This window comes from uncultured Marinobacter sp. (assembly GCF_947259545.1).
Classification (GTDB): domain Bacteria; phylum Pseudomonadota; class Gammaproteobacteria; order Pseudomonadales; family Oleiphilaceae; genus Marinobacter.
On record NZ_CAMYMK010000003.1, the window covers coordinates 63,502 to 76,962 of the forward strand.

Annotated in this window: 13 protein-coding genes; 8 read left to right on the top strand and 5 right to left on the bottom strand. The window is 59.4% G+C overall.

Annotation, left to right across the window (positions count from 1 at the left end; genetic code table 11):
- Positions 1-13 precede the first annotated feature (13 nt).
- Both Q0Y21_RS06100 and Q0Y21_RS06105 read left to right on the top strand, forming a co-directional pair.
- Positions 14-634: a TetR/AcrR family transcriptional regulator gene (locus Q0Y21_RS06100; RefSeq protein ID WP_297792625.1), complete on the top strand. Its 621-nt coding sequence runs from the start codon at positions 14-16 to the stop codon at positions 632-634.
- On the top strand, positions 624-1,445 hold the full coding sequence (locus tag Q0Y21_RS06105; protein WP_297792626.1) for a hypothetical protein: 822 nt from the start codon (positions 624-626) through the stop codon (positions 1,443-1,445). The genes Q0Y21_RS06100 and Q0Y21_RS06105 overlap by 11 nt, the downstream gene beginning before the upstream one ends.
- Before the next feature lie 4 nt (positions 1,446-1,449).
- Here the strand turns inward: Q0Y21_RS06105 and Q0Y21_RS06110 are convergent, their stop codons facing one another.
- Positions 1,450-2,322, bottom strand: coding sequence for an alpha/beta hydrolase (locus Q0Y21_RS06110; protein WP_297792627.1), 873 nt, complete (start codon positions 2,320-2,322; stop codon positions 1,450-1,452).
- Positions 2,323-2,388: 66 nt separating this feature from the next.
- Entirely contained in the window at positions 2,389-3,300 is a 912-nt protein-coding gene (locus Q0Y21_RS06115; protein WP_297792629.1) for an alpha/beta fold hydrolase, read from the bottom strand.
- 113 nt (positions 3,301-3,413) lie between these two features.
- On the opposite strand from Q0Y21_RS06115, the gene Q0Y21_RS06120 reads away from it, so the two are divergent.
- The 4 genes from Q0Y21_RS06120 to Q0Y21_RS06135 all read left to right on the top strand — a co-directional run bounded on the left by Q0Y21_RS06120 (position 3,414) and on the right by Q0Y21_RS06135 (position 6,304).
- On the top strand, positions 3,414-4,415 hold the full coding sequence (locus Q0Y21_RS06120; protein ID WP_297792631.1) for a helix-turn-helix domain-containing protein: 1,002 nt from the start codon (positions 3,414-3,416) through the stop codon (positions 4,413-4,415).
- A gap of 103 nt (positions 4,416-4,518) precedes the next feature.
- Positions 4,519-5,145, top strand: a complete 627-nt coding sequence (locus tag Q0Y21_RS06125) for a MarC family protein (protein ID WP_297792633.1) — start codon at positions 4,519-4,521, stop codon at positions 5,143-5,145.
- Between the two features lie 42 nt (positions 5,146-5,187).
- Positions 5,188-5,772, top strand: a complete 585-nt coding sequence (locus Q0Y21_RS06130; protein ID WP_297792635.1) for a gamma-glutamylcyclotransferase — start codon at positions 5,188-5,190, stop codon at positions 5,770-5,772.
- A gap of 154 nt (positions 5,773-5,926) precedes the next feature.
- The gene (locus Q0Y21_RS06135; RefSeq protein WP_297792637.1) at positions 5,927-6,304 is read left to right on the top strand and encodes a hypothetical protein; all 378 of its coding nucleotides are present in this window, start codon (positions 5,927-5,929) and stop codon (positions 6,302-6,304) included.
- On the opposite strand, the gene Q0Y21_RS06140 is transcribed toward Q0Y21_RS06135, so the two are convergent.
- Positions 6,274-7,176, bottom strand: coding sequence for a DMT family transporter (locus Q0Y21_RS06140; protein ID WP_297792639.1), 903 nt, complete (start codon positions 7,174-7,176; stop codon positions 6,274-6,276). The genes Q0Y21_RS06135 and Q0Y21_RS06140 overlap by 31 nt on opposite strands.
- A gap of 234 nt (positions 7,177-7,410) precedes the next feature.
- On the opposite strand from Q0Y21_RS06140, the gene Q0Y21_RS06145 reads away from it, so the two are divergent.
- Positions 7,411-8,370: a LysR family transcriptional regulator gene (locus tag Q0Y21_RS06145; RefSeq protein WP_297792641.1), complete on the top strand. Its 960-nt coding sequence runs from the start codon at positions 7,411-7,413 to the stop codon at positions 8,368-8,370.
- Positions 8,371-8,448: 78 nt separating this feature from the next.
- Here the strand turns inward: Q0Y21_RS06145 and Q0Y21_RS06150 are convergent, their stop codons facing one another.
- Both Q0Y21_RS06150 and Q0Y21_RS06155 read right to left on the bottom strand, forming a co-directional pair.
- Complete coding sequence (locus Q0Y21_RS06150; protein ID WP_297792643.1) at positions 8,449-10,956, bottom strand: acyl-CoA dehydrogenase; 2,508 nt, start codon at positions 10,954-10,956, stop codon at positions 8,449-8,451.
- Between the two features lie 121 nt (positions 10,957-11,077).
- The gene (locus Q0Y21_RS06155) at positions 11,078-11,965 is read right to left on the bottom strand and encodes an AEC family transporter (RefSeq protein WP_297792645.1); all 888 of its coding nucleotides are present in this window, start codon (positions 11,963-11,965) and stop codon (positions 11,078-11,080) included.
- A 209-nt stretch (positions 11,966-12,174) separates the two neighbouring features.
- On the opposite strand from Q0Y21_RS06155, the gene Q0Y21_RS06160 reads away from it, so the two are divergent.
- Positions 12,175-13,356 (top strand): PatB family C-S lyase, encoded by a 1,182-nt coding sequence (locus Q0Y21_RS06160; RefSeq protein WP_297792647.1) that lies wholly within the window; start codon positions 12,175-12,177, stop codon positions 13,354-13,356.
- Positions 13,357-13,461: the final 105 nt, after the last annotated feature.

Below are 13,461 nucleotides of genomic sequence, written 5' to 3' on the forward strand. Positions count from 1 at the left end.
ATCTGACTACCGAATGACTGACACCCGACAGCCCCGACGCACCAGCCGCAAGACGCCGGAAAAAGCGCAACTGACCCGCGACGACTGGCTGGATGCCGCCGCTGGCGAAGTGGCCGCGGGCGGTTTCAGTCATTTGCGGGTGCTGACACTGTCGAAAAAACTGGGTGTTACCCGGGGCAGTTTCTATTGGCACTTCAAGGACCATGAGGATCTGGTGGTCAGCTTTCTCGACCGCTGGCGGGACCGGCGGCTTCACGAACTTCAGTACTGGAAGCCGAAAGGCGGGGATGTGGAAACTGAACTGAAGCAGATTCTGGAACTTCTGCTCACCGATGCCTCCCGTAACATTCGCCGCCTGCAGGTAGAGCTGGCGGTGCGGGATTTTGCCCGCCGCAACGACTATGCCGCGGATGTGGTGACGGAGGTGGACGAAGCACGGATCAATCAGAACTGTGAACTGTATGAGCGTCTGAGCAGTGATCCCCAGCGAATCCGCGACCTGTCACTGCTGATGTACGTGGCCACCATAGGATCCCAGGTGGTGCTGACGGGCAAGAAGGGGGATGCCGAAACCATCCGCCGGGTGGAAGACCTGATGGCACGCCTGGCGCTGGGGCAGCGTGATGACGACTAGATGGCTGGCCCTGCTGATGCTTGGCGCCTGCATTGGCTTTGTTCAGGCCGCCCCGGCAGCCGACAGTGCTTGCATGGACGGGGCGGAAACGGAGCTGGAGCGGCTTTACTGCCAGGTTGTCCGCGAAGGTGGAGGTGCCGGCTTGCCCTCCCCAGCGGATTTCAAGCGCAACGATCCGCAGATTCAGGCGTTGCTGTTGCGCCGCCCCGCCGGGCGTCTGGGGCTGGAGGTGCCAGAGGTCGGTGCTGCGGCAGCGCCAGAGCCACCACCTTCGCAGGCTGATCCCGAAACCGCCGGTTCAGAGCCTGAAGATGCATCGCAACCCCGGGGATATTTGTCTGAGTGCCAACTTCAGGGCCAACGCATTACCTGCCCGCAACGCCGTTTCGATCTGGTGACAAACCAGCACAACAGCGAACTGACCGACGGTGTTCTGGCGCCGGACAACCGCCTCGGGCTTGGTCCGTTCAACGGCGACCGGAATGACGAGGAGGCAGTGCGGCGCTATCTGTCAGATGCCTACGATCGCTATATCCCCAAAATGGTGGACATCGGCCTGGGCGCCAGCACCATGAGTTTCACCGCCTTCCATAACGCATTCCACACCATGGAAGACGGTGGTGTCGATTTTGCCCGGCGCATGGAGCAAACCTTTTCCCTGCTCAAACAGGACAAGAAAAACCTCGCGGTAGATACCCGTTATCACGATGAGCTGCCGGGTGATCTTTCCCTGTGCATGGTGATTAACCGCGACATCATTGTGTGCGATAACGTGGGCACCAACTGGGTGTTTGTCAGCCCGTCCCGCTAGGGTTTCAGTCGGTTTGCAGGAAATCGTTAAGGTAGCCTGCCACCGCGGCCGGCTGTTCCTCCTGCAGGAAGTGCCCCGCCTCCACCTGCTCCACCCGCAGGGACTCAAAACACGTCTCAATGTGATTGAGGTATTCCGGGATGATCACCTTGTCCTTGTTGCCGTAGACGTACATGGCTGGCATCGGCCAGCGATGCCCTACCGTGGTGGCCCAGCGTTTGGCGTCATCGCGAAAGGTGCGGTAGAAGTTGGAACTGGTGCCGGGGGTGCCCGGAATCCGGAAGGTGCGCAGGTATTCGTCGAACGCGTCCCGTGGAAAGGGTTCCCCGTTCCAGGTGCGCAGGAAATGCCCCAGCCAGGTTTCCTCGGCGCCGGGGATCATCGCCTCCGGCAGTCCCGGTGTTTGCATGAAGTGCTGGTACCAGTAGGCGGCGCCACTGCCGGAACGGACCTTCTCGATGACTTCCTGATTGCCCTTCAGGTTGTTGATGATGGCAATGTTCATGATCACCATCCGCCGCACCCGGTCGGGGATGGCCAGGGCCACTTCCTGGGCGACAATGCCACCCCAGTCATGGCCCACAAGTTGAAAGTCTCCTATGCCCAGGCTGTCCAGCAGGCTGATCACATCCTGCGCCATTTCCTGTTTGCGATAACGCTCCACTTCCGGGGACCGTTCACTGTCGCCCAACCCCCGCAGGTCCGGAGCAATGATCCGAAAGCCCGGTTTCAGGTGCGCGGCCACGTGCTCCCAGCAGTAGGAGCTTTCCGGCCAGCCGTGGATCATCACCAGTGGCTGGCCGTCCGGGTTGCCGCCCTCCCGCCAGGCGAATCGGCCACGGGGTGTCTGTTGCTGTTTCGCGTCGGACAGTTGCATTGCGGCACTCCATGTCAGTTAACGGTTCTGGCACGAAACCATAAACGGCCCGTCGCGATGGCGCAATCAGTTGGTGCCCACGGGCCGACCCAGCTCCCTGAGTACGGTGTCCACAACCATCGGGCTCCACAACAGACGGTTGTGACCCAGACCGCTGGTGCGCAACACCTCCGACCGGGCCCAGTTGCCGGCCACTCGCTGGCTTTCTTCCGGTGAAACGGACGTATCGTCGTCATCGATGACAATCAGACCCTGCTGGGTGAGCGACAGAGACAGCGCTTCCAGATCCAGCTTGTCCCAAACCGATGATCCAAACTGCTCTTCCATCAGTTGCAGGTGCACGGAGAGCGCCTCCGGACTCAGCCCGAATTGTCTGCCCAGGCTCTTCATTGTGGCAGCCAGGCTGACGGGGGGGGCCAGCATGGCCAGGTAGTTGGCCTGGAGCCCGTCTGCGATAGATCTGGCCACGGCGATGCAGCCGAGGGAGTGCGCCAGCACACCGTGAATCTGGCCAACGCTGGCGGCCACGTGGGTGGTGACGTCCGCCATTTCGAACAGATCGGTACTTTCGCCCTGGGCGCGACCATGGGCCGGTGCGTCGAACAGGACGACCCGGTAGCCGGCTTCCACCAGCGGGTCGACCCAGGCGCCGAACTGGATGCCGGCACCGGCCCAACCATGAACACCAAGAATCACCGGGCCCTGGCCCCAGGAATACACCGGGATGGTGCGTGATCCATGCTGGAGCTGGGTATAGCTGTCGGTGTTGTCCAGCAGGTGTTCGTAGCGGGTGGGCATCGGCAGTCGGGATGGCCTGAATGCCATGCGGTTAAACAGCTGCCCGGCATTCCGGGGGGATACCCGTGCATACAGTTGCAGTGCCAGCCGCGTGGCGGAGAGCCCGACATTGGTCGGCGCTTTCGCAGGAGTGGCGGAGGGGCGAAAGATCTCTGGCTGTGTATTCAGTTGTGAGGTCATGGAGAAATTCCTTCTTCGTGCTCTGGTGGATGACAGCTTCAGGTTAGGGCTTGCGGGTTGCTAGTAGGAGTGTCATATTTGACATATAAAATGCGGAAAGGGCCATTATCAAAATGAACATTGCGATCGTTGCCTTGCCTAACTGCCATGCCTCTGGTGTGCATGGGGTAATGGATTTCTTTACCGTGGCCAACTACTGCGGTCGCGTGCCCGCCGGTGACCGTGAACCCCTGTTTGACTGTCAGGTGGTGACGGTGGATAACGAGCCGGTGCGTGCTTACAGCGGTGCCATGGTGACGCCAACGGTTCGTCGCGAAGACTTCCGGCCGGATCTCATCGTGGTGGGTTCCTCTGTGGAGGCTGCGGTCAGCACAGATCGATTGGAGCGCGCCCTGGCGCCGGCCATACCTCTGCACGGTTGGCTGCAACAGGCTTTTGAGCAGGGCGTTGTGCTGGCGAGTGTGTGCACCGGCAGTTTTGTGCTGGCGGAGGCGGGTTTGCTGGACGATCAGGTTGCCACCACTCACTGGCGCGCCGGGCCGTTGTTTCGCAGCCGCTATCCACGCATACGGCTGGAGGAAGAGCACCTGCTGGTGGATAACGGCCAGATTATCTGTGCCGGTGGGGCGACGGCGTTCATGGATCTGTGCGTCTACCTGGTGGAACGCTTTGCGTCACCGTCAGTGGCACTGGCCTGCAGCAAGATGCTGGTGCTGGACGGTCGTCGGGTGGAACAGACGCCCTACATGGCGTTCTACAGCCGCAAGGCCCATCAGGATGACGCTATCCGCAAGGCGCAAACCTGGCTGGAGCAGCATTACTCCGAGCCGGTCACCATCGATGAAGTCGCCGAGGTTGCCGGTTTAGGCACGCGAACCTTCAAGCGCCGGTTCAAGGAGGCGACTGGAGAGACACCCATTGGCTATCTCCAGCACCTGCGCATTGAAGCGGCCAAACACAAGCTGGAGTCGAGCCGCGAGCAGACCGCGCGGATTATCTGGGGTGTGGGTTATGAAGACGCCAGTTCTTTCCGGCGACTGTTCAAGCGGACCGTGGGTTGCACCATGGAGCAGTATCGAAAGCGCTTCAGCTACGTCACACCGATGGCAGTGTAATCGGTCGGAGTTTCTAAGCGTTCATACGTTCACTTCCGTACGGCAGAAAACCCTTTGACAAGCTATGCTTACCGGCCTTTCATGAACCCTTGGAATACCCGGAATGCTTGAGACGTTTTTCTCCACCTACATCAGCAGTACCATTCGTTTTCTGTTCCTGCTGGCGCCGTTCTTTGTGGTCACCATGTTCCTGGCGCTGACGCGGGGCCTGCCGGTGGCGGAAAAGAGCTCCATCATCCGTCGCTCCACGATGTCGGCGCTGATTCTGGGGCTGATCCTGTTCTTTGCAGGGCCGCTGTTGTTCAACGCCATTGGCATCACCCTCAACTCGTTTCGCATCGGCGCCGGCAGCCTGCTGTTCCTGACCGCGATCAGCCTGGTTACCAGTGGTACCCGTAATCACGCCACCGGTTTGCCGGAGGAAGACCGCGATGATATCGCAGTGGTGCCGCTGGCGATTCCGGTGATGATCGGACCGGCTACCATTGGTGCGATCATGGTGTATGGCGCGGAACTGAAGGCCGTGCCGGAGCTTGCGGGTGGCTTGTTGGGACTGGTGTCAGGGTTGCTGATCCTGGCGATCCTGTTGCGCCTGTCCGGTTATCTGGAGCGGGTGCTGGGCAAAACCGGCCTGAACATCCTGTCAAAAATCAGCGGCCTGATCCTGTCCGCCATGGCGGCCGAAATTGTACTCACGGGGATTGCCGGGTTTATGGTGTCCATGGGCTGAAGGCTCATCGTTTAAACCAGAGCGGAGTGGTAGATTCAACGAATGAGCGTAAATACCATTGAGTACAATCGTACCCGGCAGAATTTTGAAGGTGTGGATTCCGTCTGGCTGTTTGGCTACGGATCGCTCATCTACAAGGTGGACTTTCCTTTCCTGGAGAAGCGGCCCGCGACCATTCGCGGTTGGGAGAGACGATTCTGGCAAGGCTCCCATGACCACCGTGGTACCCCGGAAGCCCCGGGACGGGTGGTGACTCTGATCGAGAACCGGGAAGCCCGTTGCAAGGGCATAGCCTACCGGGTGTCGCCCAGTGTGTTCGAGCATCTGGATGTGCGGGAAAAGAACGGTTACCTGCGGCTGACCATCCAGCTCACCTTTGAAGATGGAAGTCACGCCGAGGGTCTGGTTTACATTGCCACGGAAGACAATGAGGCCTTTCTGGGCCACGCATCCGAGGAAGCCATCGCCCGACAGATTACTTCTGCCAGCGGACCAAGCGGGCCCAATTCCGAGTATTTGTTGCGGCTGGCGGAGTCGCTGAGAGTGCTGGGCGAGGAGTGCCCACATACCTTCGCCATTGAATCGCACATGCAATCTGCCCATAACGTGGACACGAAGGGCGGTTAAAACGTCAATCAGGGGCGGTTTTTCGTAAAGGTTATGCAAAGCTGTCTCTCACCCACTGACATCCAACTCCCAATCGATATCCTGAACTCAGGGTGTGCTTCCGACGATTAGAGAAGCGCGTTATCCAGGAACTGACAAGATCGGGAGAAGAACCATGAAACGATGGCTGATAAGTACCTGTATCGTTGGCTTGCTGATGGCCACCTCACCCGCCATGGCCGACCATGGACATGGCCTTCCGCCGGGTATCCAGAAGCAGATGGAGCGGGGCAAGGCGATGCCGCCGGGTCTGCAGAAGAAGTTCCTGTCTGCCAACTACCGGGAGCACAGAAAACACCACCACAAAGACCACGATTACAGGGACCGTTACAAGTACCGTGATCGCCGGGATTATCGCGGGGGCTACCACGACAGGTACCGTTCCGGGTACCGGGATAGTTATCAGGGATACGATGACCACATTCCGACCGAGCATCGGGTGGTCCGTATCATCCGTGATGCTCAGGTGCTGATCGATTCCAACCGCCGCTGAGTGGCCGGATTGAATCCCCTGGCCGGCGTCTTGCGCCGGTGCTTCAGGCCGATCAGTATCAGCGGCACCACAATCATGGAGCTGCCGGCCAGGAACCAAAGGTCTGGCACTTCACCAAACCAGATCCAGCCGATGCCCACGGCCCAGATCAGTCCGGTGTATTCGGCACTGGTGACCTGGTTGGCGTCCACCTGCCGGTAGGCCAGCAACACGGTGATGTTGTAGCCCAGTATGAACAGGGATGACCCCAGGGCGCTGGCGAGAATCGAGCTGTCCCAGCTGGCGCCCTCCCACAGTGCCAGGCCCCCTGCGGCTGGCACAATCAGCAGGTAGTTCAGGAACAGCTTGTGGACGGTGGACTGTTGTTTTGGCAACTGGCGGACCATGACGGCGTTGATGGCCAGTGCGAACGCCGACCCCAGCGCCGCAATGGCCGCCCAGTTGAATTCAACGGGCCGCAGGATTACCACAATGCCGGTAAACCCGCTGAAGACGGCGAATACGCTCAGCGGCGTCAGCTTTTCCCTGAACAGGAAGACGGACAGTACCATCACCAGGATCGGCGCTGCATAGAAAATGGCATTGGCGGTGGCCAGCGGAAGGTTGCCCAGTGCAACGACCATGCACAGGATGCCGAACAGGTGGATATGGGCCCGCATGGCGTGAACCCCGACGCCGGCGAACAGGGCTTTTCGGTTCAGCTGGCCGGTCAGTGGCAGCAACAGCAGCAGGGTGATTACGCAGCGCAGGAAGGCAAACTGGAAGATGGGGGCGCCGGGTTCCATCAGTTTGATGAAGACGTCGGATATGATGGCCATGGCGTTGCCGATCACCAGCAACAGGATTGCGCTGTTTACGGTTTTGCCTGACATACGACTCCCCTTGAATTCTTTGATATCCAACTTCGGTGCATTCGCCGGGCGGGTAGGCCTCTCCGAAACACGCCTCAAGACGTCCCTGTTCGGCTCGGGCTCCGCCATCCCTGGCTCCGCACGGTTTCGGAGAGGCCTACCCGCCCGGCTCCCTGAATCTTGTGTTGGCATTCTATGCGTGTGCTAATATCCGATAAAATGATCTTTAATCAATGGGTATTAGAAAAATAGATAATGAAGCTGCCACCGCTGAAATCCCTGCCCGTCTTTGAAGCGGTTGCCCGTCTGAACAGTTTTTCGCTGGCGGCGGACGAGTTGGCGGTCAGCCAGAGTGCGATCAGTCACCAGATCAAACAGCTGGAAACCTACCTTGGTGAAAAGCTGTTCTGGCGCAGTGGCCGCACGCTGACGCTGACCGACGAAGGCCGCCAGTATCTGGATGGCATCAGTTCGGCCTTGTTGCAGATTGAGCGGGTAAGTGAGCAGTTACTGGGTCACGAGGAATCGCGGTTGAGGCTGTCGGTGTTCAGTTCGTTTGCCGTGCGCTGGCTGGTGCCGCGGTTGCCGGATCTGCAGCGGGAACATCCACAACTGGATCTGTCGCTGGAGATGAGCAGCGAAAACCCGGTGTTGTCCGACCGGGTGGCGGATTGTTTCATTACCATCAAGCCGAGCTCAGCGGCTTTCAGCTATGAGCTGTTGTACACCGAGCGGCTGTTTCCGGTTTGTAGCCAGGATTATTGGCAGCGTATCCGCCGGGAATTGGGGCGGGATTCGGAGATTGAGGGGCGTGATGAGCCGGCTTTGTCACCGGAGGAGGTGTCCCGATTTCCGCTCCTTTCCACCCACAGCATTTTTGACAAAGCTGCCGGTGACTGGGAAGCATGGTACCGGGCGGTGTCTCAGAGAATTCCGGGCACGGCTCGTCTCCAACATTTCAGTCATATGTTGTTGGCCCTGGAGGCGGCACGTTTCCATCAGGGCATCGCGTTGACCAACGATTACATGCTGAGTACACGGAAGGATTCGGGGGATTTTGTTCGGTTGCCCTGCCACCCGGTGATGACCGGTGACAAGTTCTATTTCGCCTGGAAAACCAGCCGCCGCCGCGAAAAGGGGATTCAGTTGTTGCGGCGTTGGCTGGTGGGTGAGGCCATTCAAGGTGGTTTAAGAAGCGAGGATGAAGACACCTGATCTTACAGGGCGCCACCTGGGGAAGAATGGGAAATTTCCCAGGTGGCGACGGATCCGCATGTCAGAATGGTTTCCTGATCAGTCCTCTTCCTTGGGTGGCCGCTCGACGACCTTGCGTTTGCCTTTGGCGCAGCGTGCCAGGGCTTTCAGGCCCTCGCCCTCAAAGGCATCCACCCGGATTACGTCGTACAGTGCCTCAAGTGCCTCAAGCAGCTTGTCACACTCTTCCTCTTTGACAACGCCCTGCTCACAGGCCCAGTCCACCAGCTCCTTGCGTTCGTGGCCCATCAACAGAGCAATACCATCGACTTCATCTTCGTCCCGGTTGCGAATGGCCTGGTGCAGCCGATGGCGCATGTCGGCGGTTTCGTTGGCCAGGCGATAAGCGTTCAGTACCCGTCCCAGTGGATCTTCCGGATCGGTGTTGATGTAGGCGCCGCGGCTGACACGCTTGCGCACCGGAGTATCCTCCACGATGGTGTTGGCGACTGTGGCGCCGAGCTTGTCATCGGGGCCGTTCAGGCCGGTGGCGCCGAGCGGGAAGACTAGCAGTCGCAGTGGCCAGCGCAGTGCCGGCACCGGGAAGTTGATGATAGCTTCGCGCATGGAGTCCTGCAGGTCACGCAGGGAGGTTTTCAGACCCCATTCCACCAGTGGTCGCTGGTCGTCCGGGTAGCCTTCTTCGTGCCATTGTTTGATCACCGCGGTGGCGTAATACAGGTGCACCAGGCAATCCGCCATGCGTCCGGACAGGCGTTGACGGGCTTTCAGGCCGCCACCGACGGTCAGCAGGGTGACGTCGGTCATCAGGGCAAAGGCAGCGGAGAAACGGGCCAGCTGGCGGTAGCAGGGCTTGATATCGCCCTGGCGCGGCACCGGCTCCAACCAGCCGCGGGTCAATCCCAGTACAAGCGCCCGCAGGGCATTGCGGGTGGTGTGGGCGATGTGGCGGTAGAAGATACCATCGAACTTCTTCGCGGCCTTGTCTTCGTCCTCCATGCCGGCGGCTTCAATCTCCTCCACGATGAAGGGATGACAGCGTATTGAGCCCTGGCCGAAGATCATCAGGCTGCGGGTAAGGATATTGGCGCCTTCCACCGTGATACCAATGGGCACGGCCTGGTAGGCCCGCGCCAGGAAGTTGCGGGGTCCGGTAATCACACCACGGCCGGCAACCACGTCCATGGCGTGGTTGATCACTTCCCGCATCAGATCGGTGTTGCGGTATTTCAGCACAGCCGATGGCACGGATGGGCGTACACCCCGGTCCAGCATGCCTGAGGTGAGCAGCCGTGCCGCGTCCATCATGTAGGTGTAGCCTGCAATGGGTTCCAGGGCCTCCTGTACCCCCTCAAACTGGCTGATGGAACGGCCAAACTGTTCCCGCGTCAGTGCGTAGGAGCCGGTCGCAAGGCTGGCGACCTTGCCGGCGCCGGTGCCCAGGGCCGGCAGGGAAATCGAGCGACCGATGGACAGGCATTCCAGCAGCATGGTCCAGCCCTTGCCGAGCATGTCCTGGCCGCCGATAACCTGTTCCATGGGAATGAATACCTCGTGGCCCCAGGTGGGCCCGTTCATGAACACTGTATTCATCGGCAGGTGGCGGGCGCCGGCGTTGACGCCCTCAGTCTCCCGGGGCACCAGCACGCAGGTGACACCGATGTCGTCCTGGCCACCCAGCAGTTTGTCCGGGTCATAGACCTTGATGGCCAGGCCGATCAGTGTCGCCACCGGTGCCAGGGTTATGTAACGCTTGTTCCAGGTAACTTTCAGTCCCACTACTTCCTTGCCCTTCCACTGTCCCTTGCAGACGATGCCCTTGTCGGGAATAGCGCCGGCGTCCGAGCCTGCCACGGGAGAGGTCAGTGCGAAACAGGGAATTTCCTCGCCACCGGCCAGTCGTGGCAGGTAATGGTGTTTCTGCTCGTCAGTGCCGTAATGCATCAGCAGTTCGCCGGGGCCCAGCGAGTTGGGCACCATCACTGTGACGGCAGTGGATACGCTGCGGGTCGAAATCTTCATCACGATTTCGGAGTGGGCGGTATTGGAAAAGCCCAGCCCCCCATCTTCTTTCGGAATCACCAGCCCAAAGAAACCTTTCTCGCGAATGAACTTCCACACCTTATCCGGTAAGTCATAGTTTTCGTGAGTGATTTTCCAGTCGTCCAGCATGGCGCAGAGTTTTTCCACTGGGCCATCCAGGAAAGCCTGCTCCTCACTGGTGAGGTGAGCGGGTTTGGCGTCCAGCAGCTTTGACCATTCCGGCTGACCGGAGAACAGTTCGCCGTCCCAATCCACGGAACCGGATTTGAGTGCCTCGGCTTCGGTCTCCGAGAGCTGGGGCAGGCGGTTGCGAACCCAGCCCAGCAGGGGGCGGCTCAGCTTGTCGAGGCGTAGATCACCGGGGAAGACCAGCAGCAGGGCCAGGGCGAGCAAACCGCCGCCAAACAGAATGCTGAGCAGGTGCCAGCCATCCTGAAATAAACCGACGACAGTGGCAATGATCATCACTGTCGCGGCGGTTTGGCCGCCAATGCCAAGATAAATCAGGACCAGTGCACTGATCAGAAGGAGCAGGACGCTCATGGGCAGACCTCCGTATCACGAATGAAATCAAACAGATTTGAGAAGTTATTACGAAGCTTCCTTTACCATCGATCAAAGACTGGGCAGTTGCAAGCAACAAACACGGATTATGGCCTGAAGATCATACGTAGCCGGCCGCAAAAACCAGCCCCAGTACAATGGGCATCACCACCAGACTGCCAAGGTTGCTGAGCAGGACCAGTGACGCCACTTTGTGGGGCTCCTGCTGGTACTGCTCTGCCACCATGTAATTGAGAACCGCTGGCGGAAGGGCCGCGAACACCCACAGGGCGGCCACCTGCAGGCCCGGAAGGTCCAGTATGGCGATCATCGGCCAGGCGAGAATCAGCCCCGAGACCGGACAGGCAACGGCGCCCAGCATGCCCAGCTTCCAGTCGCTGAAGTCCACGTCCAGCATGCGCACGCCGAGGGTAAAGAGCATCAGCGGGATACACACACCGCCCAGCATGTTCAGGGTCTCCAGTAGCCATTCCGGCATCGGGACCCCGCCGATATTGACGGTCAGACCGGCAATGCTGGCAAAAACCACCGGCAGCCGCAGCCGCCTGATGATCGAGGTGTGCGGATCCAGCATGTAGAGGCCGACAGTAAAGTGCAGCAGCATTTCAACGACAAACAGCACGATGGCGGCGGGCAGGGCCGCCTCACCGAAGGCGAACACCAGCACCGGGATGCCCATGTTGCCGGAATTGTTGAACATCATCGGCGGCAGGAAGGTTTTCAGGTCCAGCTTCAGAACCCGGGCGAGGGGGTAGAGGACAACGCCGGAGCCCAGCACCACGACCGTTGCCGCAAAGGCCAGGCTGGTGTATTCCTGCAGCGGTGCCTGCTGGTCTGCCAGTACCGCAAACACCAGCATGGGGACGAACAGCTCCATGTTCAGAGTGTTCAAACCCTGGATATCGGGTGTGCGATACCGGCCATACAGTGCGCCACACCCGGCAATCAGGAAAACCGGCAACATCGTGGACAGAATCTGACCAATCATTCGAAGGCTCCGACGGGTTCATGGGTCAGCTGAAGGACAATAAACCGTTAGGTTCGCAAGCGTTGGCCGTGTTCGGCAAGGAAAACCTGAGAATCTTCGACCAAAGCCCTAACAGAGCTGGCGCAAGGGCATGCCGGGTTGCGGCTTTCGATGTTCCTGCCACAGAATGAGGGCCATCAATCCTTGTACATCACCGACCGGAGCGCCACGTGCCCATAGATTTCGACAAGCCCGTTATCCGCGAACAGACCTGTTCGGTAAAGTTTGACGCCCGCCGGGCGGTGTTTGGTAAAGAGGACGTCATTCCGTTATGGGTTGCGGATATGGACTTCCCGGCACCGGAAGCCGTTACCCGGGCACTGGAAGTCCGCGCACGTCACCCTGTGTACGGCTATACGCTGTTCCCGGAGTCTCTGTATCAGTCCATGATCGACTGGTTCCGGGAGCGTCACGGCTGGTCCATTGAGCGCGACTGGATACTGATGGCGCCCGGGGTGGTGCCGTCGCTGCACGCAGCATGCCTTGCGTTTGCGGAACCTGGCGAGGGGGTCATCATCCAGTCGCCGGTGTATCCGCCGTTCTTCAGCTCCGTCAAACAGACTGGCCGGACGGTGATCGAGAACCCGCTGGTCTGTGTGGACGGCCATTACCAGATGAATCTGGATCACCTGGAGGAGTGTGCCGCCCGCGACAATGCCCGCCTGCTGGTGCTCTGCTCTCCCCATAATCCCGTTGGCCGCGTATGGACCGATGAGGAACTGCGTGGAGTTCTGGACATTGCCCGCAGGCACGGTCTGGTGGTGTTGTCCGATGAAATTCACTGCGACCTGGTGTACCCGGATAAACCGGTGCATCGGGTGCTCGCCCGACTGGCGGGGCCTGAGGATGCATTGGTCACCGCTGTCGCGCCAAGCAAGACCTTCAATATGCCGGGCCTGGGTCTGTCGGCGCTGGTGATTTCAGATGCAGCCCGCCGCCAGGCGATGAAAACCGTCTTCGATTCCCTTCACATGGGGCAGTGTAACCCGTTCAGTATCGCCGGATTCGAGGCGGGATATCGACACGGTGGCCCCTGGCTTGATGAACTAATGGCCTATCTTCAGCAGAACCGGGACTATGTCGCCGATTACCTGAAGCAGCGTTTGCCGGAGATCACCGTGTCGATACCTGAAGGCACTTATCTTTTGTGGTTGGATTGTCGGGAACTGACACTGGGTGATAAGGATCTGAAACAGTTTTTTGTGCGGGACGCCGGCATCGGGATGAATCCGGGCCTCACGTTCGGCGACTGTGGCAGCGGGTTTATGCGGATGAATATTGGCTGCCCCCGGGCGACTCTCGAGCAGGCGCTGGAGAAAATTGAGGCGGCGGTTGTCCGGCGTTTCCGCTAACGCTTATCCGGTGGCTTCTAATGGCGTGTCAGCTTTTTTTACGGACCTAACCGGAACCCATTTCAGGGAAGTATCCAGGTATCTGCTTTTACAGTGAAATACTGG

What these genes read in the sequence shown, in the direction of transcription:
- Q0Y21_RS06140 (WP_297792639.1), bottom strand. Translation starts at nt 7,176, where the DNA reads ATGTCAGGCAAAACCGTAAACAGCGCAATCCTGTTGCTGGTGATCGGC.
- Q0Y21_RS06130 (WP_297792635.1), top strand. Translation starts at nt 5,188, where the DNA reads ATGAGCGTAAATACCATTGAGTACAATCGTACCCGGCAGAATTTTGAA.
- Q0Y21_RS06105 (WP_297792626.1), top strand. Translation starts at nt 624, where the DNA reads ATGACGACTAGATGGCTGGCCCTGCTGATGCTTGGCGCCTGCATTGGC.
- Q0Y21_RS06155 (WP_297792645.1), bottom strand. Translation starts at nt 11,965, where the DNA reads ATGATTGGTCAGATTCTGTCCACGATGTTGCCGGTTTTCCTGATTGCC.
- Q0Y21_RS06115 (WP_297792629.1), bottom strand. Translation starts at nt 3,300, where the DNA reads ATGACCTCACAACTGAATACACAGCCAGAGATCTTTCGCCCCTCCGCC.
- Q0Y21_RS06150 (WP_297792643.1), bottom strand. Translation starts at nt 10,956, where the DNA reads ATGAGCGTCCTGCTCCTTCTGATCAGTGCACTGGTCCTGATTTATCTT.
- Q0Y21_RS06100 (WP_297792625.1), top strand. Translation starts at nt 14, where the DNA reads ATGACTGACACCCGACAGCCCCGACGCACCAGCCGCAAGACGCCGGAA.
- Q0Y21_RS06145 (WP_297792641.1), top strand. Translation starts at nt 7,411, where the DNA reads ATGAAGCTGCCACCGCTGAAATCCCTGCCCGTCTTTGAAGCGGTTGCC.
- Q0Y21_RS06120 (WP_297792631.1), top strand. Translation starts at nt 3,414, where the DNA reads ATGAACATTGCGATCGTTGCCTTGCCTAACTGCCATGCCTCTGGTGTG.
- Q0Y21_RS06135 (WP_297792637.1), top strand. Translation starts at nt 5,927, where the DNA reads ATGAAACGATGGCTGATAAGTACCTGTATCGTTGGCTTGCTGATGGCC.
- Q0Y21_RS06125 (WP_297792633.1), top strand. Translation starts at nt 4,519, where the DNA reads ATGCTTGAGACGTTTTTCTCCACCTACATCAGCAGTACCATTCGTTTT.
- Q0Y21_RS06110 (WP_297792627.1), bottom strand. Translation starts at nt 2,322, where the DNA reads ATGCAACTGTCCGACGCGAAACAGCAACAGACACCCCGTGGCCGATTC.